The 26,782-nt window shown below is 57.4% G+C and carries 31 protein-coding genes; 25 read left to right on the top strand and 6 right to left on the bottom strand.

Annotated elements, in window-relative coordinates; all coding sequences use genetic code 11:
* Positions 1 to 75: 75 nt before the first annotated feature.
* From B9Z52_RS06725 to B9Z52_RS06685, 9 genes are all read left to right on the top strand, one after another.
* Positions 76 to 2,478, top strand: a complete 2,403-nt coding sequence (locus B9Z52_RS06725) for a DNA translocase FtsK (protein ID WP_108413082.1) — start codon at positions 76 to 78, stop codon at positions 2,476 to 2,478.
* Between the two features lie 5 nt (positions 2,479 to 2,483).
* Positions 2,484 to 3,146 carry an outer membrane lipoprotein chaperone LolA gene (lolA, locus tag B9Z52_RS06720; RefSeq protein WP_108413081.1) on the top strand — a complete coding sequence of 221 codons (663 nt, stop codon included), beginning with the start codon at positions 2,484 to 2,486 and terminating at the stop codon, positions 3,144 to 3,146.
* A 7-nt stretch (positions 3,147 to 3,153) separates the two neighbouring features.
* Positions 3,154 to 4,452 carry a replication-associated recombination protein A gene (locus B9Z52_RS06715; RefSeq protein ID WP_108413080.1) on the top strand — a complete coding sequence of 433 codons (1,299 nt, stop codon included), beginning with the start codon at positions 3,154 to 3,156 and terminating at the stop codon, positions 4,450 to 4,452.
* Between the two features lie 185 nt (positions 4,453 to 4,637).
* A complete protein-coding gene (locus B9Z52_RS06710; protein WP_108413079.1) occupies positions 4,638 to 5,567 on the top strand; it encodes a branched-chain amino acid ABC transporter permease in 930 nt (309 codons plus the stop codon).
* A gap of 17 nt (positions 5,568 to 5,584) precedes the next feature.
* On the top strand, positions 5,585 to 6,661 hold the full coding sequence (locus B9Z52_RS06705) for a branched-chain amino acid ABC transporter permease (RefSeq protein WP_108413078.1): 1,077 nt from the start codon (positions 5,585 to 5,587) through the stop codon (positions 6,659 to 6,661).
* Between the two features lie 11 nt (positions 6,662 to 6,672).
* Positions 6,673 to 7,446, top strand: coding sequence for an ABC transporter ATP-binding protein (locus B9Z52_RS06700; RefSeq protein ID WP_108413295.1), 774 nt, complete (start codon positions 6,673 to 6,675; stop codon positions 7,444 to 7,446).
* A gap of 1 nt (position 7,447) precedes the next feature.
* Complete coding sequence (locus B9Z52_RS06695) at positions 7,448 to 8,164, top strand: ABC transporter ATP-binding protein (RefSeq protein ID WP_108413077.1); 717 nt, start codon at positions 7,448 to 7,450, stop codon at positions 8,162 to 8,164.
* 105 nt (positions 8,165 to 8,269) lie between these two features.
* Positions 8,270 to 9,397: a branched-chain amino acid ABC transporter substrate-binding protein gene (locus B9Z52_RS06690; RefSeq protein ID WP_233251876.1), complete on the top strand. Its 1,128-nt coding sequence runs from the start codon at positions 8,270 to 8,272 to the stop codon at positions 9,395 to 9,397.
* A 116-nt stretch (positions 9,398 to 9,513) separates the two neighbouring features.
* The gene (locus tag B9Z52_RS06685) at positions 9,514 to 10,536 is read left to right on the top strand and encodes a porin (RefSeq protein WP_233251852.1); all 1,023 of its coding nucleotides are present in this window, start codon (positions 9,514 to 9,516) and stop codon (positions 10,534 to 10,536) included.
* A gap of 111 nt (positions 10,537 to 10,647) precedes the next feature.
* Here the strand turns inward: B9Z52_RS06685 and B9Z52_RS06680 are convergent, their stop codons facing one another.
* Together B9Z52_RS06680 and B9Z52_RS06675 are read right to left on the bottom strand one after the other, a co-directional pair.
* Positions 10,648 to 11,610, bottom strand: a complete 963-nt coding sequence (locus B9Z52_RS06680) for a tripartite tricarboxylate transporter substrate binding protein (RefSeq protein ID WP_108413074.1) — start codon at positions 11,608 to 11,610, stop codon at positions 10,648 to 10,650.
* A 107-nt stretch (positions 11,611 to 11,717) separates the two neighbouring features.
* Positions 11,718 to 12,758, bottom strand: a complete 1,041-nt coding sequence (locus B9Z52_RS06675) for a CDP-6-deoxy-delta-3,4-glucoseen reductase (RefSeq protein WP_108413073.1) — start codon at positions 12,756 to 12,758, stop codon at positions 11,718 to 11,720.
* A 47-nt stretch (positions 12,759 to 12,805) separates the two neighbouring features.
* Here B9Z52_RS06675 and B9Z52_RS06670 point away from each other — a divergent pair, with 47 nt between their 5' ends.
* Both B9Z52_RS06670 and B9Z52_RS06665 read left to right on the top strand, forming a co-directional pair.
* Entirely contained in the window at positions 12,806 to 13,762 is a 957-nt protein-coding gene (locus B9Z52_RS06670; RefSeq protein WP_108413072.1) for an SDR family oxidoreductase, read from the top strand.
* Position 13,763: 1 nt separating this feature from the next.
* Positions 13,764 to 14,165 (top strand): RNA-binding S4 domain-containing protein, encoded by a 402-nt coding sequence (locus B9Z52_RS06665; protein ID WP_108413071.1) that lies wholly within the window; start codon positions 13,764 to 13,766, stop codon positions 14,163 to 14,165.
* Positions 14,166 to 14,198: 33 nt separating this feature from the next.
* On the opposite strand, the gene B9Z52_RS06660 is transcribed toward B9Z52_RS06665, so the two are convergent.
* Positions 14,199 to 14,777: a rhodanese-like domain-containing protein gene (locus B9Z52_RS06660; protein WP_108413294.1), complete on the bottom strand. Its 579-nt coding sequence runs from the start codon at positions 14,775 to 14,777 to the stop codon at positions 14,199 to 14,201.
* 199 nt (positions 14,778 to 14,976) lie between these two features.
* Here B9Z52_RS06660 and B9Z52_RS06655 point away from each other — a divergent pair, with 199 nt between their 5' ends.
* The 5 genes from B9Z52_RS06655 (at position 14,977) to B9Z52_RS06635 (ending at position 18,105) form a co-directional block, all read left to right on the top strand.
* A complete protein-coding gene (locus tag B9Z52_RS06655; RefSeq protein ID WP_108413070.1) occupies positions 14,977 to 15,309 on the top strand; it encodes a helix-turn-helix transcriptional regulator in 333 nt (110 codons plus the stop codon).
* Positions 15,310 to 15,387: 78 nt separating this feature from the next.
* Positions 15,388 to 15,798 (top strand): DsrE family protein, encoded by a 411-nt coding sequence (locus B9Z52_RS06650; RefSeq protein WP_108413069.1) that lies wholly within the window; start codon positions 15,388 to 15,390, stop codon positions 15,796 to 15,798.
* 39 nt (positions 15,799 to 15,837) lie between these two features.
* Positions 15,838 to 16,146: a c-type cytochrome gene (locus B9Z52_RS06645; protein ID WP_108413068.1), complete on the top strand. Its 309-nt coding sequence runs from the start codon at positions 15,838 to 15,840 to the stop codon at positions 16,144 to 16,146.
* 11 nt (positions 16,147 to 16,157) lie between these two features.
* Entirely contained in the window at positions 16,158 to 17,429 is a 1,272-nt protein-coding gene (locus B9Z52_RS06640) for an NAD(P)/FAD-dependent oxidoreductase (protein ID WP_108413067.1), read from the top strand.
* 67 nt (positions 17,430 to 17,496) lie between these two features.
* The gene (locus B9Z52_RS06635) at positions 17,497 to 18,105 is read left to right on the top strand and encodes a c-type cytochrome (RefSeq protein WP_233251851.1); all 609 of its coding nucleotides are present in this window, start codon (positions 17,497 to 17,499) and stop codon (positions 18,103 to 18,105) included.
* 19 nt (positions 18,106 to 18,124) lie between these two features.
* Here the strand turns inward: B9Z52_RS06635 and B9Z52_RS06630 are convergent, their stop codons facing one another.
* Together B9Z52_RS06630 and B9Z52_RS06625 are read right to left on the bottom strand one after the other, a co-directional pair.
* Entirely contained in the window at positions 18,125 to 19,231 is a 1,107-nt protein-coding gene (locus tag B9Z52_RS06630; RefSeq protein ID WP_233251850.1) for a YeeE/YedE family protein, read from the bottom strand.
* A gap of 86 nt (positions 19,232 to 19,317) precedes the next feature.
* On the bottom strand, positions 19,318 to 20,382 hold the full coding sequence (locus B9Z52_RS06625; protein ID WP_233251849.1) for a YeeE/YedE family protein: 1,065 nt from the start codon (positions 20,380 to 20,382) through the stop codon (positions 19,318 to 19,320).
* A gap of 94 nt (positions 20,383 to 20,476) precedes the next feature.
* Here B9Z52_RS06625 and B9Z52_RS06620 point away from each other — a divergent pair, with 94 nt between their 5' ends.
* Together B9Z52_RS06620 and B9Z52_RS06615 are read left to right on the top strand one after the other, a co-directional pair.
* Complete coding sequence (locus tag B9Z52_RS06620; RefSeq protein ID WP_233251848.1) at positions 20,477 to 20,962, top strand: hypothetical protein; 486 nt, start codon at positions 20,477 to 20,479, stop codon at positions 20,960 to 20,962.
* 71 nt (positions 20,963 to 21,033) lie between these two features.
* A complete protein-coding gene (locus tag B9Z52_RS06615) occupies positions 21,034 to 21,735 on the top strand; it encodes a Crp/Fnr family transcriptional regulator (protein WP_108413065.1) in 702 nt (233 codons plus the stop codon).
* 18 nt (positions 21,736 to 21,753) lie between these two features.
* On the opposite strand, the gene B9Z52_RS06610 is transcribed toward B9Z52_RS06615, so the two are convergent.
* Positions 21,754 to 22,371 carry a bifunctional 2-polyprenyl-6-hydroxyphenol methylase/3-demethylubiquinol 3-O-methyltransferase UbiG gene (locus tag B9Z52_RS06610; protein ID WP_108413064.1) on the bottom strand — a complete coding sequence of 206 codons (618 nt, stop codon included), beginning with the start codon at positions 22,369 to 22,371 and terminating at the stop codon, positions 21,754 to 21,756.
* 66 nt (positions 22,372 to 22,437) lie between these two features.
* Here B9Z52_RS06610 and B9Z52_RS06605 point away from each other — a divergent pair, with 66 nt between their 5' ends.
* The 7 genes from B9Z52_RS06605 to B9Z52_RS06575 all read left to right on the top strand — a co-directional run bounded on the left by B9Z52_RS06605 (position 22,438) and on the right by B9Z52_RS06575 (position 26,760).
* A complete protein-coding gene (locus B9Z52_RS06605) occupies positions 22,438 to 22,926 on the top strand; it encodes a rhodanese-like domain-containing protein (protein ID WP_233251847.1) in 489 nt (162 codons plus the stop codon).
* A gap of 12 nt (positions 22,927 to 22,938) precedes the next feature.
* The gene (locus B9Z52_RS06600) at positions 22,939 to 23,319 is read left to right on the top strand and encodes a rhodanese-like domain-containing protein (RefSeq protein WP_108413063.1); all 381 of its coding nucleotides are present in this window, start codon (positions 22,939 to 22,941) and stop codon (positions 23,317 to 23,319) included.
* Between the two features lie 182 nt (positions 23,320 to 23,501).
* Entirely contained in the window at positions 23,502 to 23,819 is a 318-nt protein-coding gene (locus B9Z52_RS06595) for a c-type cytochrome (RefSeq protein ID WP_108413062.1), read from the top strand.
* Between the two features lie 122 nt (positions 23,820 to 23,941).
* A complete protein-coding gene (locus tag B9Z52_RS06590) occupies positions 23,942 to 24,265 on the top strand; it encodes a hypothetical protein (protein ID WP_108413061.1) in 324 nt (107 codons plus the stop codon).
* A gap of 129 nt (positions 24,266 to 24,394) precedes the next feature.
* Positions 24,395 to 24,967: a DUF302 domain-containing protein gene (locus B9Z52_RS06585; RefSeq protein ID WP_108413060.1), complete on the top strand. Its 573-nt coding sequence runs from the start codon at positions 24,395 to 24,397 to the stop codon at positions 24,965 to 24,967.
* A 26-nt stretch (positions 24,968 to 24,993) separates the two neighbouring features.
* Positions 24,994 to 26,325 carry an OmpP1/FadL family transporter gene (locus B9Z52_RS06580; protein ID WP_108413059.1) on the top strand — a complete coding sequence of 444 codons (1,332 nt, stop codon included), beginning with the start codon at positions 24,994 to 24,996 and terminating at the stop codon, positions 26,323 to 26,325.
* Positions 26,326 to 26,454: 129 nt separating this feature from the next.
* A complete protein-coding gene (locus B9Z52_RS06575; RefSeq protein WP_108413058.1) occupies positions 26,455 to 26,760 on the top strand; it encodes a helix-turn-helix transcriptional regulator in 306 nt (101 codons plus the stop codon).
* Positions 26,761 to 26,782: the final 22 nt, after the last annotated feature.

Below are 26,782 nucleotides of genomic sequence, written 5' to 3'. Positions count from 1 at the left end.
ATTGTAAGAAGCCTGCAAAGGCAAGGGTTGGCAAGGGAATCCGTGCCCTGATCGGGTAAGCTTGTGACCTCAGTTATGACTTATTCCTTGCACACTCTGACCCATTCGCCGTCTTCTACAGAAGTTGATGGCAAACCGCAAAATTTTTGGGTGCGTTTTGCCCAAGAGATCGGCCTCGTCTTGGGTATTGGCTTGTTGCTTTTGTGTTTTTTGGCATTGGCCAGTTACCACCCAGAAGATGTGGCTTGGTCAACTTCAGGGACACCAGGTGCTGCCCGAAACTGGTTAGGCCGTGCAGGTGCCTCATTTGCAGACTTGTCTTTTTTTGTATTCGGTTATTCAGCTTGGTGGTGCTTTGCTGCAGGCTTGCGTGCCTGGTTGTCGGGTTTGGCCCGCTGGTTGGCAGGCACAGAGCCCGTAGATCGAAATCCGCAGTCATTGCTGCAACGTGGCGCTTGGGTGTTTTGGTTGGGTTTATTCTTGCTGCTGGTGGCCAGCACCAGTCTTGAGTGGACAAGACTCTACCGTTGGGAATCCCATTTGCCAGACCACAGCGGCGGCATTCTGGGGTATGTGTTAGGGCATTTAGGTGTTCATTGGTTGGGTTTTACCGGCTCAGCCTTGGTCGGTTTGATGATGGGTGTTGTGGGCGTGGCCATGGTGTTTCGTTTTTCATGGGGCCAATTGGCGGAAAACATTGGTGCGCGCATTGATCGCCTGATCCAGATGCGGCACGCCAAGAGGGAAATCGAAGAAGACATTGCGTTGGGTCAGCAAGCCTTGCGAGAGCGTGAGCAGGGGTCTTCGCTGCAAGCGATTGAGCCGCAATGGGATATAAAGCACGCTGGTCTGGGTTTGCCAGAGGTCTCGCTTGGTTTGGGGCCGAGATCAGTTCTGGATCCCCAACCGAAGTCCATGGTGATTGAACCTGCGGTCATGGATGTGCCACGCAGCGAACGAGTGGTCAAGGAACGCCAAAAACCGCTGTTCAACGAATTGCCCGACAGCAAACTGCCTCAGGTGGACTTGCTCGATGCCCTGACGGCGCGTCAGGAAACGGTGTCGCCTGAGACCTTGGAGATGACCAGCCGACTCATCGAGAAAAAGCTCTCGGACTTTGGCGTCAAGGTGCGGGTGGTGGCAGCGGCTCCCGGGCCCGTGATCACGCGTTACGAGATCGAACCAGACACCGGCGTTAAAGGCTCGCAGATCGTCAATTTGGCCAAGGATCTGGCACGTTCGCTGAGTCTGGTGTCGATCCGTGTGATCGAAACCATCCCCGGCAAAAATTTCATGGCGCTCGAGTTGCCGAACGCCAAGCGCCAGTCGATCAAACTCAGTGAAATTCTGGGCTCGCAGATTTACCACGAGGCCAAGTCCATGCTGACCATGGGTCTGGGCAAGGACATTGTTGGCAACCCGGTGGTGGCCGACCTGGCCAAGATGCCGCACGTGCTGGTGGCCGGTACCACCGGTTCGGGCAAGTCGGTGGGTATCAACGCCATGATTTTGTCGCTGCTCTACAAAGCCGAGGCGCGCGACGTGCGCCTCTTGATGATCGACCCCAAGATGCTGGAGATGTCGGTCTACGAAGGCATTCCGCACCTGCTGGCCCCGGTGGTCACTGACATGCGCCAGGCCGCGCACGGCCTGAACTGGTGTGTGGCCGAGATGGAAAAGCGCTACAAGCTCATGAGCAAGATGGGTGTGCGCAACCTGGCGGGCTACAACCAGAAGATCGACGACGCCACGGCACGTGAAGAGTTCATCTACAACACCTTCAGCCTGACCCCGGACGATCCAGAGCCGCTCAAGCGTTTGCCGCACATCGTGGTGGTGATCGACGAGTTGGCCGACTTGATGATGGTGGTGGGCAAGAAAATCGAAGAGCTGATTGCTCGACTGGCCCAAAAAGCCCGCGCTGCCGGCATCCATTTGATCTTGGCCACCCAGCGCCCCAGCGTGGACGTGATCACCGGTCTGATCAAGGCCAACATCCCGACCCGCATTGCTTTCCAAGTGTCCAGCAAGATCGACAGCCGCACCATCCTCGACCAAATGGGCGCCGAAGCCCTGCTGGGCATGGGTGACATGCTGTACATGCCTTCGGGCACCGGTTTTCCGATCCGCGTGCACGGTGCCTTTGTCAGCGACGAAGAAGTGCACCGCGTGGTCAGCTATCTGAAAAGCCAGGGTGATCCCGACTACATCGAAGGCGTGCTCGAAGGCGGCACCGTGGACGACGACGGCGGCATGTTGGGCGAAGGCGACAACGCCGAAAAGGACCCGATGTACGACCAGGCGGTCGAAGTGGTGCTCAAGAACCGCAAGGCCAGCATCTCCTTGGTGCAGCGCCACCTGAAGATCGGCTACAACCGCGCCGCCCGATTGGTGGAAGACATGGAAAAAGCCGGTCTTGTCAGCGCCATGAGCGGCAGCGGTCAGCGCGAAATTTTGGTGCCCGCAAGGGCCGAATAACAACCATGCCCATTTCACGTCGTCATGCGCTGAGCGCTTTGTTTGGGATCGCCTTGAGCCTGTCAGGTGCAGCACATGCCGATGGGCTGGATGCACTGAACCAGTTCATCAAGCAAACACGCAGTGGCCGTGCGCAGTTCACCCAAGTGGTCACCTCGCCACCCAAGGCAGGGCAGGCGGCGCGCAGTAAAACGTCAAGCGGCAGCTTTGAGTTCCACAGGCCTGGCAAATCTCGCTTCGACTACCGCAAGCCTTTTGTGCAGACCCTGGTGGCCGACGGGCAGACCCTGTGGATGCACGATGTGGACTTGAACCAGGTGACGGCCCGCAACCAGGCACAGGTGCTGGGCTCCACACCAGTGGCCTTGTTGACTGCGGCCAGTGACCTGGAGTCTTTGAAGATCGACTTCCAATTCAAGGCCGAGGCTGATCGTGACGGATTGCAGTGGGTGCGAGCCACACCGAAAACATCCGATACCCAAATCCAGTCTGTGTTGGTGGGCTTGCGCGCCTCCGACAAGGGCATTGAGCTGGCGGTTTTGGATGTGCAAGATGCCTTGGGTCAACGCTCGGTTTTGAACTTCACGGCTTTTGAGCTCAACCCGGCATTGCCAGCATCGATCTTTGTGTTCAAGGCACCAGCCGGTGCCGATGTGATTCGCCCCTGAGCCTTCCATGACGGCCGTGCCCCTGTCACCCCAAGCCCCGCTGGCCGAGCGCTTGCGTCCGCGCCATTTGGGCGAAGTGATTGGACAGCAGCATTTGCTGGGCGGGGGCATGGCACTGCGCTTGGCATTTGAATCGGGCCAGCCGCACAGCTGCATTTTGTGGGGTCCGCCGGGCGTGGGCAAAACCACCATCGCGCGTTTGATGGCCGATGCCTTTGATGCCCAGTTCCTGAGCATCAGCGCGGTGCTCGGTGGCGTCAAGGACATCCGTGAAGCCGTTGAAAAAGCCGAGGCCGCACGCACAGGTCTGCATCCGCAGCGCACCATCATGTTTGTGGACGAGGTGCACCGCTTCAACAAGAGCCAGCAAGATGCTTTCTTGCCGCATGTGGAAAGCGGGCTGTTCACCTTCATCGGCGCGACGACCGAGAACCCGTCGTTCGAGGTCAACTCGGCCTTGCTCTCTCGGGCCGCGGTCTATGTATTGCAGTCCTTGACCGAAGACGATCTGAAAAACATCGTGCTGCGGGCTCAGGGCATCAACGCGGTGCCAGCCATTGAGCCCGATGCCTTGGCCCGTTTGTTGGCCTATGCCGATGGCGATGCCCGCCGTTTGCTCAACACGCTGGAAACTTTGTCGATGGCGGCCTCCCGCGAAAAAGTCGACCCGGTCACCGATGCCTGGTTGCTGCGCGTGCTGGGCGAGCGCATGCGCCGCTATGACAAAGGCGGCGAGCAGTTCTACGACACCATCAGCGCGCTGCACAAGTCGGTGCGCGGCTCGGACCCGGACGCTGCCCTCTATTGGTTTGTGCGCATGCTCGACGGTGGTGCCGATCCGCGTTACATGGCGCGTCGTCTGATCCGCATGGCCAGCGAAGATGTGGGTCTGGCCGATCCGCGTGCTTTGCGCATGGCGCTGGATGCGGCCGAGGTGTATGAGCGGCTGGGCAGCCCCGAGGGCGAGTTGACCTTGGCCCAGTGCGTGATTTACCTGGCCATGGCCCCCAAATCGAACGCCGCCTACAAGGCTTACAACGAGGCCAAAGCCTTCGTCAAGAAAGATGGCACACGCCCCGTGCCCATGCATTTGCGCAACGCGCCCACCCAACTCATGAAGCAGCTGGACTACGGCAAGGGCTACCGCTACGCCCACGACGAAGCCGACGGCTTTGCTGCGGGCGAGCGTTACCTGCCCGAAGGCATGCCCGATCCGGGCTTTTACCGGCCGGTGCGTCGGGGCCTGGAGATCAAAATCGCCGACAAACTGGAAGAACTGCGAAAACGTAATCAGGCCACAGGGTAATTCCTGATCAGGTCAAAGGCGGACAGCCTCCGTCCTTCTCTACAATTCATTCACCCCGCCAGCGCAAAAGCACCATTGGCGGGGTTTTTGCTATGTACTACGAGTCACTCAAAAGGTGTATCGGGGTATTCAAAAGCCATTCGCGGCGCACCCGGCAAGATCGGGTCAACATTCGGAGAGAAAAAATGGACGTCTTTTTGCAGCAGGTCATCAACGGCCTGGTCATGGGCAGCATGTACGCCCTGGTGGCCTTGGGCTACACCATGGTGTACGGCATCATCAACCTGATCAATTTTGCGCACGGTGAAGTGCTGATGGTGGGGGCCCTGACCAGTTGGTCCGCCATCGGCATGATGCAAGAAGCCATGCCCTGGGCACCGGGTTGGCTGATCCTGATCTTGGCCACACTGATCGCCTGTGTGGTGGCGGTGGCCCTGAACTTCACGATTGAAAAAGTCGCTTACCGCCCCCTGCGCAACAGCCCCAAGCTGGCCCCGCTGATCACGGCGATTGGCATGAGCATCTTGTTGCAGACCCTGGCCATGATCATCTGGAAGCCCAACTACAAGGCGTATCCCACTTTGCTGTCCAGCACCCCCATCAATGTGGGCGGTGCGGTGATCACCCCCACCCAAATCATGATTTTGGGCGTGACGGCGGTGTCTTTGGCGGTGCTCATGTGGTTGGTCAATTACACGCGCCTGGGGCGCGCCATGCGGGCCACGGCCGAGAACCCCCGCGTGGCGGGGCTGATGGGCGTCAAGCCCGACATGGTGATTTCGGCCACCTTTGTGATCGGCGCCATCCTGGCGGCCATTGCGGGCGTGATGTACGCCTCCAACTACGGCACGGCGCAACACGCCATGGGCTTCTTGCCGGGCCTGAAGGCCTTCACCGCCGCTGTCTTCGGTGGCATTGGCAACCTCTCGGGTGCGGTCGTGGGCGGCATCTTGCTGGGCCTGATCGAGGCCATTGGCTCGGGCTACATCGGCCAACTCACCGGCGGTGTACTGGGCAGCCACTACACCGACATCTTTGCCTTCATTGTGCTCATCATTGTGTTGACCCTGCGCCCCTCGGGCCTGATGGGTGAACGCGTGGCCGATCGCGCTTGATCGAAGGGACCGCTGTCATGAAAAACAACAAAACATTGCAATTCATCCTGTTGGGTGTAGCGCTCATCGTGTTGCCTCTGATCTTGCAGGGCTTTGGCAACGCCTGGGTGCGCATCGCCGACATGGCCTTGCTCTACATCCTGCTGGCGCTGGGTTTGAACATCGTGGTCGGCTACGCCGGTTTGCTGGACTTGGGTTACGTCGCGTTCTTCGCGGTGGGGGCCTACATGTACGGCCTGCTGTCTTCGCCGCACCTGACCAACACCTTCGAATGGATCGCCGCCGTGTTCCCTGCGGGCATGCACATGCCGATCTGGTTGATTGTGCCGGTGGGAGCCGCATTGGCGGGGCTGTTTGGCATGTTGCTGGGCGCACCCACGCTCAAGTTGCGCGGCGACTACCTGGCCATCGTGACGCTGGGTTTTGGTGAAATCATCCGGGTGTTCATGAACAACCTGGACCACCCGGTCAACATCACCAACGGGCCCAAAGGTCTGGACCAGATCGACCCGATTTCGATCTTTGGCATCAATCTGGGCAAAAAGCTCATGGTGGGTGACTTTGAAATTTCTTCGGTGTCGCTGTATTACTACCTGTTCCTCTGCCTGGTGTTGGTGGCCATTTTGATTTCCCATCGTCTGGAGTTCTCGCGCATTGGCCGTGCTTGGATGGCCATCCGCGAAGACGAAATCGCGGCCAAAGCCATGGGCCTGAATACCCGCAACTTGAAGCTCTTGGCGTTTGGCATGGGAGCCACTTTTGGTGGCGTGTCCGGTGCCATGTTCGCGGGCTTTCAGGGCTTCATCTCGCCCGAATCGTTCAGCCTGATGGAGTCGGTGATGATCGTGGCCATGGTGGTGCTGGGTGGCCTTGGCCACTTGCCAGGCGTCATCTTGGGTGCTGTCTTGTTGTCGGCCTTGCCAGAGGTCTTGCGCTATGTGGCCGGGCCTTTGCAGTCACTCACCGACGGGCGTCTGGACGCATCCATCTTGCGCCAGTTGCTGGTGGCGCTGGCCATGATCGTGATCATGTTGATGCGTCCGCGTGGCCTGTGGCCATCGCCCGAGCATGGCAAAGCGCTCAAGACGAAATGAAAGACCCGCACATGACACAAGATACTGTTCTCCAAGTTGCAGGCATTTCCAAAAGTTTTGGCGGCTTGCAAGCGCTCACCGATGTGGGCATGACCATCCAGCGCGGTCAGGTCTATGGCCTGATCGGCCCCAACGGCGCAGGCAAGACCACGTTTTTCAACGTCATCACAGGCTTGTACACGCCTGACAGCGGCACTTTTGAGCTGGCAGGCAAGCCCTATCAGCCCACGGCGGTGCATGAAGTGGCCAAGGCGGGCATTGCCCGCACCTTCCAGAACATCCGTTTGTTCGCCGAGATGACGGCCCTCGAAAACGTGATGGTGGGCCGCCATGTGCGCACCCATTCGGGTTTGCTCGGCGCCATCTTCCGCACGCCCGGCTTCAAGGCCGAAGAGGCCGCCATTGCTGAGCGTGCCCAAGAGTTGCTCAACTACGTTGGCATCGGCAAGTACGCCGATTTCAAAGCACGCACGCTGTCGTATGGCGACCAACGCCGCCTGGAAATCGCCCGCGCACTGGCCACCGACCCGCAGCTGATTGCGCTGGACGAGCCTGCTGCAGGCATGAACGCCACCGAAAAAGTGCAACTGCGCGAACTGATTGACCGCATCCGCAAGGACAACCGCACCATCTTGCTGATCGAGCACGATGTGAAGTTGGTCATGGGCCTGTGTGACCGCGTGACGGTGCTCGACTACGGCAAGCAGATTGCCGAAGGCACGCCTGCCGATGTGCAGAAGAACGAAAAAGTGATTGAAGCCTATCTGGGCACGGGAGGACACTGATATGGCCGACATCCTTTTGAAAGTCAAAGACCTGCAAGTCGGCTACGGTGGCATTCAGGCGGTCAAGGGCGTGAGCCTCGAAGTGCGCGAGGGTGAGCTGGTGTCCTTGATCGGCTCCAACGGTGCAGGCAAAACCACCACCATGAAAGCCATCACGGGCACCTTGCCTTTGCAAGTGGGTGACATCGAGTACCTGGGCAAAAGCATCAAGGGCCAAGGCCCTTGGGATTTGGTTAAGCAAGGCTTGGCGATGGTGCCGGAAGGCCGCGGCGTGTTCACCCGCATGACCATCACCGAAAACCTGCAAATGGGCGCGTACATCCGCTCGGACGCCGCAGGCATTGCCGATGACATCGAGAAGATGTTCACCATCTTTCCGCGCCTGCGCGAGCGCAAAGACCAGCTGGCGGGCACCATGTCCGGTGGCGAACAGCAAATGCTGGCCATGGGCCGTGCCCTGATGAGCCGCCCCAAAGTCTTGCTGCTGGACGAGCCGTCCATGGGCTTGTCGCCCATCATGGTCGACAAGATTTTCGAGGTGGTGCGTGATGTGTACGCCCAAGGCGTCACGGTGCTGCTGGTGGAGCAGAACGCCAGCCGCGCCTTGGCCATTGCCGACCGGGGTTATGTGATGGACTCTGGCCTCATCACCATGACCGGTGTGGGCAAGGACATGCTCCAGGACCCCAAGGTGAGGGCCGCATATCTGGGCGAGTGATTTGAATGGGCTTCCAAGGTGGGTGCCTGGCCCGGGTACTGTGCTTGGTTTTTCCAAGCGGGGATGCTCACCTCAAACTCTCAGGGAGATGACATGAAAATCAAAATGAAAAAAGTCTGTTGGGCGATCGTTGCTTTGGGTGCGTCACAAGCCATGGCGCAGCAAGTGGTCAAGATCGGTCACGTCGGCCCGGTCAGCGGTGCCATCGCCCACTTGGGCAAGGACAACGAAAACGGCGCACGTTTGGCCATTGAAGAGCTCAATGCCAAGGGCGTCAAGATCGCTGGCCAAGCGGTCAAGCTGGAGCTGGTGACCGAAGACGATGCAGGCGACCCCAAGCAAGGGACTGCTGCCGCACAAAAACTCGTGGACTCCAAAGTCAATGGCGTGGTGGGGCACCTGAATTCCGGCACATCGATTCCGGCTTCCAAGATTTACAGCGAAGCGGGTATCCCTCAGATCTCCCCATCGGCAACCAACCCCAAATTCACGCGCAACGGTTACAAGACCACTTTCCGCGTGGTGGCCGATGACGTTCACTTGGGCGGCACCTTGGGCCGCTATGCGGTCAAGACAGTTAAGGGTAAATCCATTGCAGTGATCGATGACCGCACAGCCTATGGCCAAGGTGTGGCCGAAGAGTTTGAAAAAGCCGTCAAGGCCGCTGGCGGCACCTTGGTGGGTCACGAGTTCACCACCGACAAAGCCACCGATTTCATGGCGATTTTGACCACGCTGAAAGCCAAGAAACCCGATGTGGTGTTCTTCGGTGGCATGGACGCTGTGGCTGGCCCGATGCTGCGCCAGATGAAGTCGCTGGGCATCAATGCCAAGTTCATGGGTGGTGATGGCATTTGCACCTCCGAGCTGGCCAAGTTGGCGGGCGACGCCATGGCCGATGGCCAAGTTGTTTGCGCCGAAGCAGGTGGCGTCGAAGGCCAGCAGAAAAAGGGCATGGAAGACTTCACCGCCCGCTTCAAAAAGCGCTTCAATGCCGACGTGCAGGTCTATGCACCCTATGTGTACGACGCCGTCAACGTGATGGTGGATGCCATGGTGCGTGCCAATTCGGCCGATCCAGCGAAATACCTGCCCGCCTTGGCCAAGACCAATGGCTACAAGGGCGTCACTGGCAACATCACCTTCGATGAAAAGGGTGACATCAAAAATGGCGCATTGACCTTGTACAGCTACAAGGCCGGCAAGCGCGACCAAATCGCTGTGGTTCGTTGAAGACTGGGGCATCGTGCCCGGTCTGACGATTCACAACGAAGGTGTGGCGATCGCCACACCGTTTTCAAGCGACCCCGAATTCCATATCGGGGCGCATTCATTCAAGGGAGAAATCAATGAAACTCAATCAAAAAACACTTTGTGCAATGGCGGCTACTGCATTGCTGTCGGGTACGGCCATGGCCGAAACCGGTTTTACTTTCTACGGCCGTGCCAACGTGTCCGTGGAACAGCAAAAAGTGGGGTCGCAAACAGACATGGTGATGGTTGACAACGCATCACGTGCAGGCGTGCGCGCCAACCGTGATTTGGCCGATGGCATGTCTGTGGGTGCTGTGCTCGAAGCCGGCACCAACCTGACCAGTGGCTCGACCAAAACCGATAAATTGTTTGCTCGTGAAGCCTCTGTGGCTTTGAACGGTGGTTTTGGTCAGGTCAAGCTGGGCCGCATGCCCGCATCCGTGGCTTACTTCGCCACCGCCGACTACGTCAGCAACCATAACCACGACACCGGTACATCGTCGGATGCTTTGTACGACTTCTTGGCCACAGGCAGCTTGTCAAACGCCATTGGCTATGCCAGCCCCAAGATTGGCGATCTGAAACTGGAAGCCCAGTACGGTTTGAAGAAGGCCACCGGTACAGGTACCAGTGACACCACTGCCGTCAATCCCATTGCGCTGGCTGCCAACTATGGCATGGGCCCACTGCAATTGGCCCTGGGTTATGAAAGTGCACAGAACCCTAAAACTCCAGCGGCAGTGTCTGCCAGCCAAGTGACTGCTCGTGCTTACTACAGCATGGGTCCACTGGGCTTTGGCGGTTATGTTCAGAAGTCTTCTGGCACCAACTTTGACCGTACAGCGTATCGTCTGTCGGCCATGTACACCATGGGTCAAAACGAATTCCATGTGAATTATGGTTCAGCTGGTAATCGTGCAAGCGTTGCCAATACGGCTGCGTCGCAATTCACGTTGGCATACAACTACAACCTCGACAAGCAGACCAAGGTATACGCTATGGTGACCAAGGTTGCCAACAAATCTGCTGCGGTTTATACCCCAGGTGGTTTTGCTACAACGAACAGCAGTGGCCAAGATTTGCAATCCATTGGTGCTGGTATTCGGTACAACTTCTAATGGTGTCAGGCGAGAACTCGCCTGATGAGCTTTAGCGAGCAACCCACTGTGGAAACGCAGTGGGTTTTTTATTGAATCTTCTCCGTCCTGGATTTTCAATATCCCGATATTTCAATCCACCCGAGCGCCGCTTGCCTTGACCACGCTTTCGTAGCGCGCCAGTTCTTTTTTCATGAAGGCACCAAACTGATCGGGCGAGTTGCCCACCGGTTCGGCCATCAACATCGCAAAGCGTGATTTGGTTTCTGGCGCTTGCAGTGCGGCGCTGAAGGCTTTGTTCAAACGCTCCACCACCTCACGGGGCGTGGCCGCAGGGGCCACCAGGCCCCACCAGGTGTCGATCTCAAAGCCTTTGAGGGTCTCGCTCATGGCGGCGATCTCGGGCAGAGCGCCGCTGCGTTGGCCGGTGGTCACGGCCAAGGCTTTGAGCTTGCCCGCCTTGATGTTGGGGGCGGCGGTGGCCAAGTTGTCGAAGTTGAAATCGACTTGTCCCGACAGCAAAGCCAGTTGCGCCGGGTTGCCGCCGTTGTAGGGAATGTGCACTGCAAAAATACCCGCTGCGCGTTTGAGCATTTCGCCTGCCAGGTGACCTGCGCTGCCGTTGCCGCCAGACCCAAAATTGAGCCTGCCAGGGTTGGCCTTGGCATAAGTCACCAGATCGGCCAGGCTGTGGATGTTCAGTCGCTGGGCCGTCTCGGCGTTCATCACCAGCACATTGGGCACGCGCACCATTTGCGTGATGGGCGCAAAGTCGCGGCTGGCGTCGTAAGGCATCTTGGCAAACAGCCAAGTGTTGATCGCGTGTGTGGCGGTGGCGGCGATGCCGATGGTCAGGCCATCGGGTGCGGCCTTGGCCACCAGATCAGCGCCCAAGTTGCCGCCCGCGCCGGGTCGGTTTTCGATGATCACCGTGCCCAGCGTGTCTTTGACCCGCTCGGCCAGCGCACGCGCCGTGACATCGATCGGACCACTCGCCGCATAGGGCACGATGAGACGGATCGTTTTGCCTTGCGCCAGTGCTGGGACTGTGACACCGCAAGCGATGGCGCTCAGGCAAAAATGGCGGCGTTGCATGAGCTGTCCTTTTGTATCGCGGTGCTTGCAGGTCGTGGGCTTTAGCCCCAACGTTGGCGTGGGTCATGGCCACAGTGTGTGACCTGAAAGTCCGACCTGCGAATCGATCAGGCTTTGGCTTTGTCCGCTTCCGACGTGAACGAGTCCGCGTAGAACTCTTCTTCGGGCAGACCGCCCTGGCTCACATGGTCGCGCTTGGCCGAGTCCACCACGATGGGGGCGCCACAGGCATAGACTTGGTGGCCCGACAGATTCGGGAAGTCTTGCAACACCGCCTGGTGCACAAAACCGGTGCGGCCGGTCCAGTGGTCTTCGGCTTCGGCGTTCGAGATCACCGGCACGTAGCGCAGGTTGGGCATCTCGGCCAGGCGGGCCTCGACCCAGTCGGCCATGTACAGGTCGGCCGGACGGCGACCGCCCCAATACAGCGTGGCGGGGCGGGTGATGCCGCGGTGCTGCATGTGCTCGATCAGCGCCTTGATGGGTGCAAAGCCCGTGCCCGAAGCCAGCAGCACGATGGGCTTGTCGTTGTCTTCGCGCAGGTAAAAACTGCCATAAGGGCCTTCGGCGCGCAGGATGTCTTTTTCCTTCATGGTGGTGAACACCGGGTCGGTGAACTTGCCGCCGGGCATGTGGCGGATGTGCAGCTCCACCGTGGGCGGCGCCACCTCTAGGGTGTGGGGGGCATTGGCCATGCTGTAGCTGCGGCGCGAGCCGTCGCGCAGCAAGAACTCGATGTACTGACCGGCGTGGAACTTCATCACGTCGTTGGCGGGCAGTTGCAGTTTCAGCACGATCACATCGTGAGATTTTTTCTCGAGACTCACCACACGCACCGGCATCTTCTTGACGGGCAGGCCACCTTCGGCCGTCACTTGTTTGGATTCGAGCACCACGTCGCTTTGGGCGGTGGCACAGCAGGTCAGCACCAGGCCTTGGGCTTCTTCCTCGTCGCTCAGGGCTTTGGCCTGGTGGGGGCCATGCACCACGGTGCCCGAGATTTTTTTGCACTTGCAGGAACCGCAGGCGCCGTCCTTGCAGCCATAGGGCAGGCCGATGCCCTGGCGGATGCCTGCCGTCAGCAGGGTTTCGTTGTCGTCGGCGGTGAAGCTGCGGCCGCTGGGCTGCACGGAAATTTGGAAGCTCATCTTTTCGGTATCCTTGAGGGGTTGTCTTTGACCCGGAACCCCTGATTTTGCCTTCAAACCAGACCCCTCTGGGCGCTTTGCCCGCCCGCTTTCGTCGCCAGCGTGTCCTGATCGTGGGTTGCGGCGATGTCGGCTTGCGCACAGCGGGCCAGTTGGGTGCCCCGCAAAGCCAGCGCGTGCGCCTGATGGCGCTGACTTCTTCGCCCGAACGTGTGCGTTTGCTGCGCGCTTGTGGCATCACGCCTTTGCGGGGCGATCTGGACGATGCCGCCAGCATCCGTCGCTTGGCGGGCATTGCGCACCGGGTGATCCATCTGGCACCGCCGCCCAGTGAGCGCCTGGGCGACTGGGAGCATGACCCCCGCACCCAAACCTTGGGCCGTGTGCTGCGTTTGCGCACACTCCCGCAAGCGCTGGTTTACGGTTCGACCACAGGGGTGTACGGCGACTGTGCAGGCGAGCGCGTGCGCGAGACGCGCGGCGTGAAACCCCACACCCCCCGTGCCCAGCGCCGTGTGGATGCCGAGACGGCCATGCGGTTTTTGGGGCGCAGTGGCGTGCGTGTGAGCGTGTTGCGCATACCCGGCATTTATGCAGCTGACCGCCAGGGTGGGACGCCCCGAGAGCGTTTGCTGAAAGGCACACCGGTGCTGGTGGCCAAAGAAGACGTGTACACCAACCACATCCACGCGACCGACCTGGCTCGCGCCTGCGCGGCGGCACTGTGGCGCGGCAAGTCGCAGCGGGTGGTCAATGTGACCGACGACACCGACTTGAAGATGGGCGATTACTTTGATTTGGCCGCCAGCTTGTATGGCCTGCCCAAACCACCCCGCATTTCGCGTCACGACGCCAACACCGCCTTGCCTTTGATGCTGCTGAGCTTCATGAACGAATCGCGCAGGCTGGACAACACCCGCATGAAGCAAGAGCTTCGGCTCAAGCTGCGTTACCCGCATGTGCGCGATGGCTTGAGCCCGCAAACGGCCTTGTTCGGCAGCTGATATGGATTCGCTGCGCATTGACAAGTGGCTGTGGGCGGCTCGGTTCTTCAAGACCCGCAGCATCGCCAGTGACGAAATCGGCAAGAACCGTGTGCAGGTCAATGGCCAGGATGCCAAGGCCTCACGCGAGGTCAAGCCAGGCGACACCGTGCGCATGCGGCAAGGCCAGGTGGAACGCACCGTGCTGGTCAAAGGCATCAGCGCCGTGCGCGGCCCGGCGCCGGTAGCCCAACTGCTTTACGAAGAAACCGCCGAAAGCCTGGCGCAGCGGCAAAAACAGGCCGAGATGAACCGCCTGTCTCGCGAGCCCGCGCTGAGCATCGAGCAGGGACGCCCCACCAAGCGCGATCGCCGCCAGATTGAAAAGACCTGGGACGACCGTTGGAGCGCAGGCATCGATTGATGCCTTGGGCACTTCAGGGGGTGGGAAAGGGCTTCAGAACTCGTCTTTGACCATTGTTAGACCCAAAGCATCCCAGTCGAGCATGCCGCCGCGGTAGTAATAAATCTTGTCTGTAGGAAAGCCATCGCGTGTCATGGCGCGGATGGCTGCAGGGCTTTGTGGGCACACCGGACCGTTGCAAAAAGCAAAAACTTTCTTGGCTGCGGTGCAGTTCCATTGGGAGCCTGTTTTTTGGCAACCCAACTCGTTCAGGCGGGATGCCACTTCTGTATAGGGAATGCCAACCGATCCGGGGATGGTCCCTTTGACGCGGTCGTTGGTGTCGCGCATGTCCACCACCAGTGCATTGCGGTCGCTCAGCGCTTCCAGAATTTCGATCTCACCCACAGGGTGAACGCCAGGCACAGGCACCAAGGGTTGCAAGGTGCCCCCATTTTTGGCGGCTGCCGTCATCACGCGCGTGATCTCAATGGGGCCTTTGGCGGTTTTCACCACGACAGACTTTTGGTTGTCAAAAATGTTCAGGGCGGTGCCAACCGGAATGACTGCGGCCTGGCCAAAGGCGAAGCCAGCAAAACCGAGTCCTAGGAGCCAAGCAGAGATGCGTTTCATGGTCATGATGAGAAAAGTTTTGAATTGCTCAATGGTCACTTTCTGGGCGTTGTTTTGTCTTGATGTAGATCAATCGCTAGACTGGGGTTAACCCTTTGTGGAAGCCGTTCCCCTGTCTTCTCAAATGGAACAAGCAGACGTTCTGAAAGTGTTTTGGGTGACAATCAACACTTATTTCTGAAATAAGGCGGGAACTTCTATGGTCAAGTTGACCAAAAAATCTACAGAAGAGCAGTCCATTGCGGTTTCGGACGAACAAATCGAGAAAGCCGCAGAAGTCTTTCGGGTGATGTCTGCCCCTATGCGTTTGCGCATCATCAGTTGCTTGTGCAGTGGCGAGAAAAATGTAGGAGAGTTGCTGGAGCAAATTGACACCACGCAACCCAACATGTCGCAGCACTTGAACACTTTGTATCTGGCAGGCGTGCTCGACAAGCGCCGTGATGGCGTTCAAATCTACTACCGCATCGTGAACAACAACATCGTCAATATTTGTCGGGCGGTTTGCAAGCAGACCGAAATTGAAAACTGATGCCAGCTTGTGAGTCGGGTTTTCACGGGCGTTGAGCACACCGATCAACGGCTAATATCCATGCATCAGGAGATACGGATGAAGCGCTTGTTGTTTTTGATTTCAGGCCTGTTGGCTTGCAGCTTGACCTTTGCTCAAATCAAGGTCGTTTACCACCTCAGCGAAGGCCTTCCTCAGGCGTCTCGCGCCATTGGCAATATCCGCAACCACCTCACGGCCGATCCGACGGTCAAGATCGTGGTGGTGACGCATGGCTTGGGCATTGATTTTTTGCTGGACGGTGCGACCAATCAGACGGGCCAGCCCTTTGCGGGCAGTGTCAGTGAATTGGTCAGCAAGGGTGTGGAGTTCCGGGTGTGTAACAACACGCTGGTGTCACGCCAAATTTCTGCCGACAAGGTGTTGATGGAGGCCAAGGTGGTGCCTTCGGGTGTGGCCGAAGTGGCCAAGCTGCAGGCTAAAGAAGGTTTTGTGTACCTGCGTCCCTGATCGCATCGGGTTTTGTTCTCGTTTTTCTGAGGAGTTCTCATGAAATTTACAAAGGCCACTGTCGCCGCCAGTATGTTGATCTTGTCAGGCTGGGCGCATGCCCAGTCCCCCAGTGCCGCTCAGGTGCGCAGTTGGGCTGCAGCTTGTGCCAATTGCCACGGCACCAATGGCCAAGCACAGCCGGGCATGGAGTCTTTGGCGGGTGTAAACAAGGACGACATCGTCAAGAAAATGCTGGATTTCAAGGCTGGTCGCAAGCCCGCCACGATCATGCATCAGCTGGCCAAGGGCTACAGCGATGACCAGATCCAGGCCATTGCCGCTTACTTTGCCGCACAAAAGAAATAAGGAGCCTCGTCATGCAACGTCGTCATTTTTTGCAAACCGGCTCTGCGTTGAGCGCCATGGGCCTGGTGTCTGGCTGCGCCACCGTGGGTGGCAAAGGCCCCAAGGTGGTCGTGATTGGCGGGGGCTACGCAGGTGCCACAGCTGCCAAATACATCCGCATGTGGTCGGACTACGGTATCCAGGTCACGCTGGTGGAGCCTAACACCAGCTTCATTTCTTGCCCCATCTCCAACCTGGTGATCGGTGGCAGCAAGACGATGGCCGACATCACGACACCCTACGACAACCTGGTCAAGCGCCACGGCGTGCAGATGGTGCAGGACCGTGTGAGCAGCATCGATGCCGACAAGCGGGTGGTCAAGCTCGCTGGCGGTGCCGAATTGACCTATGACCGCTTGATCGTCTCGCCAGGCGTGGACTTCATGTGGGAAACCCTGCCCGGCATGAACAAGCCTGGTGCGCAAGACAAAGTGCTGCACGCCTGGAAAGCGGGTGCCCAAACCTTGGCATTGCGCAAGCAGCTCGAAGCCATGCCCGATGGCGGTGTGTTCGCCATGTCGATTCCTCTGGCACCTTACCGTTGCCCGCCCGGCCCCTATGAGCGTGCATGTCAGGTGGCCGATTACTTCAGCAAGGCCAAGCCCAAGAGCAAGGTGCTGATTCTGGATGCCAACGACGACGTGACCTCCAAAGGACCTTTGTTCAAGAAGGCCTGGACAGAGCGTTACAAAGGCATCGTCGAATACCGCAACAAGCACAACGTGACCGATGTGGACGTGGCCACCAACACTTTGAAGTTCGAGTTCAACGACGACCTCAAGGCGTCTGTGTTGAACGTGATCCCCAACATGCGTGCGGGCGACATTGCCGTCAATGCCGGTTTGGCCACGGCCAACAAGCGCTGGTGCGATGTGGACTTTCTGACTTTCGAATCGAAAGTGGGCAAGAACGTGCACGTGTTGGGCGATGCGATCCAGATTGCACCGGCCATGCCCAAGTCGGGCCACATGGCCAACCAGCATGGCAAAACCTGTGCGGCCGCAGTCGTGGCTTTGCTGACGGGTCAGCAAGTCAACACCATGCCGATCTACAACAACACCTGCTACAGCTTTGTCAGTTCGGATGATGTCGTTCACGTGGCCAGCGTGCACGCCTACGACGCCGACAAGAAAACCATGCTGGCTGTGCCTGGCTCGGGTGGCGTCTCCAGCGCCGCCAACGAACTCGAAGGCCGCTATGCAATGGCTTGGGCACGCAACATCTGGGCAGACACCTTGGCTTGATGTGCCGCTTGATCCAGGCCGCAGTCGAGAGTCTGCGGCTTTTTTTTGTCATTCATTTTTCAATGCCATGAACATCCGAACACATGCCCAAATCGCCTTGATGCTCTTGTGCGGGGCCGCCAGCTTGGCTGCGCACGCGCAAGCTGACGAGGCGCGTGCCAAGAAAATTGTTGGTGGCGTTTGCTTTGTCTGCCATGGTGCAGAAGGTGAATCGTCCAGCGAAGTGTTCCCTCGTCTGGCGGGGCAGCACTGGGAATACACGGCCAAGCAGTTGGAAAACTTCAAATCCGGCAAGCGCAAGAGCACCGCCATGGCCGACATGGTGGCCAAGTTGACGCCCGATGAAATGGTGGCGCTGGGCAAGTACTTTGAAAAACAAACCGTGCCGGTCGAATCTGCCAAAGACCCCGGCCTGGCGGCTGTGGGCAAATACATTTATCACAACGGCAATAAATTCAGTGGTCTGGCCGCGTGTGCCAGCTGCCATGGCGCAGAAGCCAAAGGCACCACGGCCTTGCCGCGCCTGGCGGGCCAGTATGCGGACTACATCGCCACGCAGTTGCAACAGTTCAACAAGCGCGAGCGCACCAATGACAATGCCGTGATGCACGCCATCGTCAGCAAGATGACACCGCTTGAAATGGTTGCCGTGGCGGAGTACCTGAGCGGGAAATAAATCCCCGCTCGGGCTCAGGTCAGGGGGCGGTCAATCCCGATAGGGGCATGGCCTGCGAGGCTTGGACACTGGCCGATGTGCCGCCATCGAGCCAGCGGTCTGTCAGGCCTGCGCCCAGCCACATGCCCACCAGGCTGAGCCACGAGGTGAGCGCGAAGATGGCACCGCCGGTCACGCCAGCACCTACCGCGCAGCCGCCTGCGAGCATGGCCCCAAAACCCATCAAGATGGCACCGCCAATGTAGCGACGCATGCTGTAGCCGTCGCTGAAGCCTTCGAGTTTCCAGTCCTTGCCGATCAGGGCACCGATCAGCGAGCCGATGAACACGCCGGGCATCAGTCCAAACTCGAAGCCGATGGGGGGCGTGGGCCATTGCACCACCCGCATTAACCACTCGGCAGACGGGCCACTGAACGTCAGACCCTGGATTTGCACCGGATCGAACGACTCGCGTGCGACCCACTGGCTAAAGCCCCAAGCGGCAGCCACCATGAGGCCGGAGCCAATCCCACCGACCCACATCCACACACCGCGTTGTGGGCTGCGCAAGGAAAAATACAGCGCTGCGATCAGCCAGATGCCGCCCATGGCCAGACCTGCGCCATGGCCCAGCCCTGTCATGGCCAACAGGTCGCGAGAGGGACCGCCTGCAACCGTCCACCAGCTGCTGATGGCCAAGCGCAAGGGCGACAAAGCCCCTGACAAAGCCGATTGAGCGGCGACCGCGAAGATCAAGCCCGACAAGAGTGCACGCAAGTTGCCGTTGGCTGACAGCACCAGCAAACGGCTGGCGCAGCCACGCGTCATGACCATGCCCACGCCAAAAGTCAGGCCGCCAATGAGTGCGCCAGACAGGCTGCCGGTGGCGGCAATCTGACGGGCGCTGTTGGTGTCCAGCCAACCCAGCAGCACCATGAGCTGCACGGCGATCACCGCAGAGGCAAACGCCAATAACCACACGGAGAGCTTGTCGCCAAAGCGGCGATGCCAGAACTCGATCACGGCCGCTCGCAGACAAAAGCGAGAACGCTGTGCAAAGAACCCAAACAAGCCACCAATCAGGGCACCACCGGTGGCCAGAACAGTAGCATTTCCATAGGCTTCCAGCCATTGAGCCATAGACATGGCGCGCTCCAGTTACATCATTGTTGAATGATGTATATCCTAAGGCGTGTGATGGTTAGAGGCTTGATCGAGGTCAATGCACGGTCTCAGATGACCCAGCCCATGCTTTTGCTCAGGCGCCAGGCCAAGCCCGCTCCGAGCCAGATGCTGACGAGTGTGAGCCAAGCCGTGAGCGCAAAGATGGCACCGCCCGTCATACCGGCACCCACGGTGCAGCCGCTGGCCAATACCGCGCCAAACCCCATCAGGATGGCACCCGAGAGGTAGTGCCCTAATTTGTTTTCAGTTTTGAAACCTTCGAATTTGAACTCGCGGCCCAGCCAAGCACCGATCAAGGAGCCCAGGAATGTGCCGGGCAATACCCCTGAGTCAAATCCCCAGCTGCCTGCATTGGCTGTGGAAAGTACGCGCATCAGCCACTCGGCCGACGGGCTGCTGAAGCTCAGGCTTTGCACGGGCACGGGCTCAAAAGACGCAGATGCGATGGCTTGGGTAAAGCCCCAGCCCATGGCGATGCTTGTGCCCGTCAACGCGGCACCCAGCCCCAGCGCCCAGCGACCTGCATGGTGGCGCATGAAAAATACCCAAGCAAAGATCAGCAAAGCGGCTGAGATGATCAGCCCACCGGTGTGGCCAATGCCCGCGAGCAGCAGCAAATCACGCGATGGCCCACCATCGACAGGCCACAGTTGGGTCACACTGAGTTTCAGGGGGGCCAACCAGCCGCCAATGGTGGCCTGAACTGTCACGGCAAAGATCAGCCCTGACAGCAAAGCGCGCAAATTGCCATTGGCCGACAACACCAGCAAGCGGCTCGCACAGCCGCGCGTCAGGATCATGCCGGCGCCAAAACACAAGCCACCCACAATGGCCCCCGAGATGCTTCCTGGTTGGGCCATGAACCGGGTCACGGATGGTTTGAGCCATCCCATGGCAACCAGCCCCTGCACGGTGAAAAGACAAGTGCCAAAGGCCAAAAGCCAGACACTCAAGCGTTCGCCGGCCTTGCCTTCACAGCATTCAAGCACTGCTGCACGCGCACAAAATCGTGTGCGTTGTGCCGCAAAACCAAATACCAAGCCGATGAGCGCCCCCCCAGTGGCCAACACATGGGCATCGCCCCAGGTTTCCAACAGGCTTGCAAGATTCACAGGGTTCTCCAGTAATTTAAGATGCGCTTATATTTCGGGTTGTCTACACATGATGACAACGCCTGTATTTTCCGGGTTTTTTTGATCGATATTCATGAATGAGTTTACTTTGAACCTCGCTTTGAAACGTCGTCATTTCTTGGGGGTGGCGTCATTGGGGTTTGCCCAAGGTGTTTGCGCGCAGTCGATAGCCTCTGCTGTGCTGCCTACGCCTCAATCTTTGCAGGCCGAATTGGATCGGGCTTTGCAGCAAAAACAACCCTTGATCGTGATGGTGAGCCTGGAGGGTTGTCCGTTTTGCCGAGTTGCACGCAGCAGCCATCTGGTGCCCATGCAAAAAGCGGGCGCGCCCATCGTGCAGCTCGACATGCGCAGTGCGCAAGTGGTGTTGGATTTCCAAGGACGCTCGACCACGCATGATCAACTGATCAAACAATGGCACATTTCCATTGCGCCGACTTTGCTGTTCTTCGGCCCGGGGGGCAAAGAAGTTGCAGAACGCATGGAGGGCGGTTATCTGCCGGATTTCTATGGCCCTTATCTGGATGAGCGCCTGATCAAGGGCCGACAGGCGCTTTGAATCGATCCTGCTGACCTTAGAAATCCATGCAGTCTTCCTTCCCGAAAAATTTCAATTTTTGACAAGCAGTCATGATTCCAATCCGCATTGATTCCGCATGGAAGGGCACTTCCGACTGCCGCACTTGTGGCATACGTGACATGGTCTTGTTTGCCGACCTTAACGAGCAAGACTTCAGCGACATGCACACGCCCATCGATGACATGGGCTTTCAGGCGGATGCGGTCTTGTACACGGAGGGGCAGACAGCGCAAGGCTTGTTCACGCTGCGAAAAGGCACCGTGAAGTTGGTCCGTGCAACGGTTGACGGCCGTGAACGCATTGTCAGAGTGTTGCGCCCGGGGGATGTGATCGGTCTGGAGGCCTTGGTCACTGGGCGTTACGACAGTGAAGCCGTTGCGATGGTGGATGTCAGCGTTTGCAGGATCCCTTTGTCGGTGATCCATCAACTGTCTGCCAACTCCCCTCGTTTGCACTTGAGGTTGATGCAAAAATGGCAGCAAGCTTTGAAAGACGCTGATGATTGGTTGGCCGAATTGAATTTCGGCTCTGCGCGTCAGCGCGTGGCCAGTTTGGCATTGAAAATGCGAGATCCAGAGCAGTCACAGTTCACGGCATTCTTTGCGCGTGATGACATGGGCGCCATGCTCGACCTCAAGTTGGAAACTGTGAGTCGTGAAATTTCGGGACTGATTCGTGATGGCACCTTGAAATCTTGCGACAAACAGGGCAGGCGCTACGAGATTTTGGACGAAAAAAAGCTAATGGTTTGAGCGGCCATCAGCTCAATTTCAGCGCTTTCGAGCGGTCAAGCCCAGCAGACCAGACATGCCTTTGTGGGCCGTACCTTCGTCTATCTGCGCTTCGTAGGTTTGCAAGTTGATGATGTCGTAATTTGCAAAAGCTTCACGCATCAGGGACTCGTCGTACATGTGTGCCAGTTTGCCCGGGCCACCTGTGTTGAACTTCAGTTGTGCTGCCGTGTAGCCCTGAATGATCAATGTCCCGCCGGACTTCAGGCTCGCGTCCATCTTTGTAAAAAGCGCCTTGCGTTCCAGCGGGTTGGCAAATTGGAAGAAGATGCCGACCACATTGTTGTAGTGTGATGCCTTCCATTTGAACGATTGCCAGTCGCTGCAATGCCACTGAACCGATTGCATGCGACGTGCCGCCAACACCCGTGCTTTTTGAATGGCGTTTTCTGAAAAATCAAAGGCATCAACGGCGAGACCTTGCTCCGCCAGCCAGACACCATTGCGGCCTTCGCCATCTGCTACAGCCAGAGCAGAACCAGCTTGCAGGTGCGCCATTTGGCTGCGCAGGTACGCATTGGGTGTTTCGCCAAAAATGTACTGATCCGTGGCGAATCGTTGGTTCCATGTGTTGAGTGGACTGTTGAATGCTGTCATGGTGTTGCGGGTTGATCTGTTGTCGTTTACTGGGGAACGGATAATTGGGTATATTAGCTAAAACTGATGGATTTCCGCATGAACATGATTCATTCTCTTCGAACCCTCCCCTTCTTGGTGCTGTGTCTGGGGGCATTGAACAGCCATTTGGTTTGGGCCACAGATGCCAAGGCTGTTGCTGTGGACGAAATGTCTGCCTATCTCGAGTTCGTTGATTACGGCGGGGCCACGATATTTTCAGAACAAATTCCCAAGGCCGAGTACGCCAAGATGATCGTCATCGATACACGCGATGCCAATCAATTTGGCAAAGAACACATTCCGGGCGCCATCAACATCGAATGGCGTCAAGTGCTGGCCAAGTCGGCGCTCATTCCCAAAAACAAGCCGGTACTGGTTTATTGCAATACCGGCAGTTTGTCTGCGCAGGCAGGATTTTCCTTGCGGGTCGCAGGTTGGGAAAATGTCCGCATTCTTCAAGGTGGCTATGCCGAATGGAAAGCCAAAGGCGGCATGGACGCCAACCTCAAGGCCACATCTACTCCACAGCATTGAAAGAAAAAAATTATGAAAACAGCACATGATTTGGTGGCGCAAGCCAAAACACACACCCGGGAAATTGCCTTGGAAGATGCAGCGCAAGCGATTCTTGAGGCCGATGTGTTGCTCGACGTTCGAGAAGCGGATGAGTTTGCTGCGGGCCACATTGCAGGCGCTGTGTTGATGCCACGCGGTTTGCTGGAGTTCAAGCTCAGCGCCTCACCTGCACTGGCATCACGTGATCTGAACATTGTTGTGTATTGCAAGACGAGCGGTCGAGCTGCATTGGCGGCACAAACCATGCAGGCGATGGGTTACCTGAATGTCCGTTCGCTCGCGGGGGGATTTGACGCTTGGCAGGGCGGTGGAATGCCGGTGGTCAAACCGGAACAACCTTCATTTGAATGAGCGCTGCCAGGTGCCTGAGTTTGCCAAGCAGATGGGTCATGAAGAAAAATGGTGACGTCAAAATGGCTGTTTGTAAATGCGGTCACTGGTGAAATCCCTGAGCGCATGGATGGTGTGATTTGTTGGACTCATCGGCTTTTTGCGTTAAATTAGCGGCTGTTTATATTTAAAGTGGAGCTTGCATGAAACTGTTGTCTGCTTTGGTCGCTGTGTCTGCATTGTTTGCTGTACCGGCCTTTGCCAACTTGGACCTTGCCAAGAAAAATGCCTGCATGGCATGCCATGCAGTGGATAAAAAAGTGGTGGGTCCAGCCTACCAAGATGTGGCCAAGAAATATTCAGGCCAAAAGGACGCTGTGGCAGCGGTGGCAGCGGTGGCAAAGAATATCAAGTCTGGTGGTTCCGGTAAGTGGGGTCCAGTTCCCATGCCTACACAAGTTGCTTTGAGCGATGCAGATGCCAACACATTGGCAGCCTGGATTTTGGCGGGTGCCAAGTAATTGTTATGGCCAATTGCTTGTCAATTGGGTGTTGAAGTTGTGAAAGCTCGATTGGTACTCGTGGCTTTTATATTCCGCTCTTCGGGCAACTGAAGAGCGGTTTTTTTTGGGGGAGACATTCCATGCCTGCATCAATTCGATGGGTTTTGTATTTCATGTTGGCGGGCGCATTCACAGGGCTACACGCGCAGCCTGCCATTTTTCACGGGGCAGACTTGAAGTTGGGTCAAAAATTGATCGATGAGAACAAGTGCGTCGAATGCCACGCGTCAAAGGTTCCGGGTGACGGCAGTGCGATCTACAAGCCCAAAGGGCGAATCAACACGGCTGGCATGTTGCGTGGCATGGTCGAGCAATGCAACACCGAGCTGAACATGGGCATGTTCCCTGAAGAGGTCGATGCCGTGTCAGCCGTCTTGAACAAGAACTACTACAAATTTAAATAAACACCTGCTTATATAGGGTATCTCCTATATCAGTTTTCGCGAATATCTTTGATGATTTGAATCAAAGGCGGGGTCTCTCCGAGAGGTGGGACCCGCTGTTCAAATGTCGCAAATCTGAAGGAGATACAAATGCGCAAATCTTGGACCTGGGTGAAGTGGTGCGTTTTGGCCAGTACTGTCTGGCTGACTGGTTGTGGAACCATCGGCACGATGGGCAAGCTTGAGACGGGTGCCGCCGCCGAAGCTGGTCGCATGTGGGATCGTTGGGTGGATGGCAATGGTGACATCGCTGTGGCGACCACATGGGAGCGCAAGGTCAAGGCCGGTGTCACGGCCAACGAAGTGGAGCAAGTTCTCAAGCAAGTGGCCACTGAGCGCAACATGAAAGACGTGGGCACGTTGCCTTTGTCCAAAGAACTGGAGGCCCGTACCGGGCAAAAACAAAAACTGCTGACGGTCTACTCCTTCTGCACCCCCACCACGGCACGTCGCATGGTGGATTTCAGCCCCCACATGGCCGCTTACTTGCCTTGCCGCATCTCATTGGTTGAGAAAGAAGATGGCCTGTGGATGTACACGCTCAACATGGACATGATGGTCAAGATGGGCCGCCAGTTGCCTTCCCCACTGAAGGAAGAAGCCCGAGCCGTGCGCGACACCATTTGGGAAATGATGGAGCGCGGCTCCAAGGGTGAGTTCTGATTTAAACCGACACGAGGAGACAAAACATGAAAACGACACACACACTGCGCGCAACGGTTACTGCATCAGCCCTGCTGCTGGCTTCTTTGTCGGCACATGCCACCAACGGCATGTTGATGGAGGGCTATGGCCCGCAATCACTGGCCATGGGTGGCGCTGCCACGGCGTTTGACAATGGCACGGCGGCCATGATGAACAACCCCGCTACTTTGCAATTGGGGGCCAATGGTTCTCGCTTGGATGTGGCTGTGGGCGTGTTGGGACCCAACGTCAAATCCAGCATGACCGGCATGCCAACGGCATCGTCCAGCGGAACTTCTTATGTCATGCCCGCCATGGGCTGGGTTCGCAAAGACGACCGGATGACCTGGGGTGTGGGTGTTTTTGGTCAAGGTGGGATGGGTACTGAATACGGCGCTGACGCGTTCTTGGCCATGCAAACCGGTCAGGACGTGCGTTCCGAGTTGGCAGTGGGGCGCGTGATTTTTCCGGTGGCCTTGAAGGTCAATGATCAGTTGAATATTGGCGCCTCTCTCGACTATTCATGGGCCAGCTTGGACATGAAGATGGCCGCCAGTGGTGCACAGTTGGGTGGCATGGTCACGGGTGGTTCTGGCAACATCGCAGCGGCTGCTGCAGGGTTGGCGGCGGCGCCATGGGCACGTATTGATTTCAGCAATTCCAATAAATTCACGGGTGCTGCCAAAGGGTCTGGCTGGACGGGCAAGTTGGGACTGGTTTTCCAGGCTAACAAAGACTTGTCTCTGGGATTGAGTCATCATCTCAAGACCAACCTCAGCGACATGACAACAACAGCGGCCGGTGCGGGCATGAGTGGCCCTGGGGGGTTCGCAGATGCAGGAAAGATCTCGGTGATCAACTTTCAGATGCCGGAATCCACCACAGTGGGCCTGGCATGGCAGGCCAGCCCCAAGTTGTTGGTGGCAGCAGATGTCAAACGCATCGGTTGGTCAAGTGTGATGAAGGGCTTTTCCATGCGCTACGACAGCGCCACCATGGGGGGCAATGTCAACTTCACCATGCCTCAAAACTGGAAAGACCAAACGGTCGTGGCCTTGGGTGGTGCCTACCAATTGGATGACGTCTGGACCTTGCGTGCGGGCTACAACCATGCATCGAATCCCATTCCTGATGGCACCGTCAATCCCTTGTTCCCAGCCATTGTGAAAGACCATTACACCGCAGGGTTTGGTTACAAGATCAGCAAGTCGGTCAGCGTGGATGCTGCGATGTCCCATGCGCCAACTGTGACGGTCGTCAATACATCGGGGCAGATGCCTTTGACCATCAGCCACAGCCAGACCAACTATCAGATGTTGCTGAGCTACCGCTATTGAGTCAAAGGGCGCAACTGATCAGGGTTTGTCCTGATCAGTTGCTATCGTCCATGTAATCCTTGGTTCAGATTCATCATTTATCGTATATATTCGCACATCCGAATATATTAACTTAATGGCAAGCGGTGCATGAGCGATGAGGTTGATGAGGTTGTCGATAAGGCGGCGGAGTTGTTTGCCGTACTGTCCACGCCGATTCGTCTGCGCATCATCAGCCAGCTGTGTCAGGGTGAGAAAAATGTCGGGCAATTGCTTGGCAGCATTGATGTGGCGCAACCCAATATGTCCCAACATCTGAACATCATGTACAGATCAGGCGTTTTGGGTAAACGTCGCCAAGGTGCTCAACTGTTTTATCGGATTGCAGACGAGACAACTGTGGTGGTTTGCCGTGCGGTGAGTACACAAGTCGCCATCGACGTGGCCGTGAATTGACAACTCAAAACGAGGAGTTTGT

It is taken from the genome of Limnohabitans sp. Jir72 (genome assembly GCF_003063575.1).
Taxonomy (GTDB): Bacteria; Pseudomonadota; Gammaproteobacteria; order Burkholderiales; family Burkholderiaceae_C; genus Limnohabitans_A.
Note: the sequence above shows the minus strand (reverse complement) of the source record. Positions and strands in the feature narration are given on the sequence as shown.

Excerpts from the sequence above, each read along its gene's own strand:
- B9Z52_RS06660 (WP_108413294.1), bottom strand. The coding sequence starts at position 14,777 with ATGAAACGCATCTCTGCTTGGCTCCTAGGACTCGGTTTTGCTGGCTTC.
- B9Z52_RS06665 (WP_108413071.1), top strand. The coding sequence starts at position 13,764 with ATGGATTCGCTGCGCATTGACAAGTGGCTGTGGGCGGCTCGGTTCTTC.
- B9Z52_RS06585 (WP_108413060.1), top strand. The coding sequence starts at position 24,395 with ATGCGCAAATCTTGGACCTGGGTGAAGTGGTGCGTTTTGGCCAGTACT.
- B9Z52_RS06580 (WP_108413059.1), top strand. The coding sequence starts at position 24,994 with ATGAAAACGACACACACACTGCGCGCAACGGTTACTGCATCAGCCCTG.
- B9Z52_RS06705 (WP_108413078.1), top strand. The coding sequence starts at position 5,585 with ATGAAAAACAACAAAACATTGCAATTCATCCTGTTGGGTGTAGCGCTC.
- B9Z52_RS06715 (WP_108413080.1), top strand. The coding sequence starts at position 3,154 with ATGACGGCCGTGCCCCTGTCACCCCAAGCCCCGCTGGCCGAGCGCTTG.
- B9Z52_RS06610 (WP_108413064.1), bottom strand. The coding sequence starts at position 22,371 with ATGACAGCATTCAACAGTCCACTCAACACATGGAACCAACGATTCGCC.
- B9Z52_RS06700 (WP_108413295.1), top strand. The coding sequence starts at position 6,673 with ATGACACAAGATACTGTTCTCCAAGTTGCAGGCATTTCCAAAAGTTTT.
- B9Z52_RS06680 (WP_108413074.1), bottom strand. The coding sequence starts at position 11,610 with ATGCAACGCCGCCATTTTTGCCTGAGCGCCATCGCTTGCGGTGTCACA.
- B9Z52_RS06650 (WP_108413069.1), top strand. The coding sequence starts at position 15,388 with ATGAAGCGCTTGTTGTTTTTGATTTCAGGCCTGTTGGCTTGCAGCTTG.
- B9Z52_RS06725 (WP_108413082.1), top strand. The coding sequence starts at position 76 with ATGACTTATTCCTTGCACACTCTGACCCATTCGCCGTCTTCTACAGAA.
- B9Z52_RS06655 (WP_108413070.1), top strand. The coding sequence starts at position 14,977 with ATGGTCAAGTTGACCAAAAAATCTACAGAAGAGCAGTCCATTGCGGTT.
- B9Z52_RS06600 (WP_108413063.1), top strand. The coding sequence starts at position 22,939 with ATGAAAACAGCACATGATTTGGTGGCGCAAGCCAAAACACACACCCGG.
- B9Z52_RS06710 (WP_108413079.1), top strand. The coding sequence starts at position 4,638 with ATGGACGTCTTTTTGCAGCAGGTCATCAACGGCCTGGTCATGGGCAGC.
- B9Z52_RS06575 (WP_108413058.1), top strand. The coding sequence starts at position 26,455 with ATGAGCGATGAGGTTGATGAGGTTGTCGATAAGGCGGCGGAGTTGTTT.
- B9Z52_RS06590 (WP_108413061.1), top strand. The coding sequence starts at position 23,942 with ATGCCTGCATCAATTCGATGGGTTTTGTATTTCATGTTGGCGGGCGCA.
- B9Z52_RS06675 (WP_108413073.1), bottom strand. The coding sequence starts at position 12,758 with ATGAGCTTCCAAATTTCCGTGCAGCCCAGCGGCCGCAGCTTCACCGCC.
- B9Z52_RS06630 (WP_233251850.1), bottom strand. The coding sequence starts at position 19,231 with ATGTCTATGGCTCAATGGCTGGAAGCCTATGGAAATGCTACTGTTCTG.
- B9Z52_RS06690 (WP_233251876.1), top strand. The coding sequence starts at position 8,270 with ATGAAAAAAGTCTGTTGGGCGATCGTTGCTTTGGGTGCGTCACAAGCC.
- B9Z52_RS06620 (WP_233251848.1), top strand. The coding sequence starts at position 20,477 with ATGAATGAGTTTACTTTGAACCTCGCTTTGAAACGTCGTCATTTCTTG.
- lolA (WP_108413081.1), top strand. The coding sequence starts at position 2,484 with ATGCCCATTTCACGTCGTCATGCGCTGAGCGCTTTGTTTGGGATCGCC.
- B9Z52_RS06695 (WP_108413077.1), top strand. The coding sequence starts at position 7,448 with ATGGCCGACATCCTTTTGAAAGTCAAAGACCTGCAAGTCGGCTACGGT.
- B9Z52_RS06605 (WP_233251847.1), top strand. The coding sequence starts at position 22,438 with ATGGATTTCCGCATGAACATGATTCATTCTCTTCGAACCCTCCCCTTC.
- B9Z52_RS06635 (WP_233251851.1), top strand. The coding sequence starts at position 17,497 with ATGAACATCCGAACACATGCCCAAATCGCCTTGATGCTCTTGTGCGGG.
- B9Z52_RS06645 (WP_108413068.1), top strand. The coding sequence starts at position 15,838 with ATGAAATTTACAAAGGCCACTGTCGCCGCCAGTATGTTGATCTTGTCA.
- B9Z52_RS06595 (WP_108413062.1), top strand. The coding sequence starts at position 23,502 with ATGAAACTGTTGTCTGCTTTGGTCGCTGTGTCTGCATTGTTTGCTGTA.
- B9Z52_RS06685 (WP_233251852.1), top strand. The coding sequence starts at position 9,514 with ATGAAACTCAATCAAAAAACACTTTGTGCAATGGCGGCTACTGCATTG.
- B9Z52_RS06615 (WP_108413065.1), top strand. The coding sequence starts at position 21,034 with ATGATTCCAATCCGCATTGATTCCGCATGGAAGGGCACTTCCGACTGC.
- B9Z52_RS06640 (WP_108413067.1), top strand. The coding sequence starts at position 16,158 with ATGCAACGTCGTCATTTTTTGCAAACCGGCTCTGCGTTGAGCGCCATG.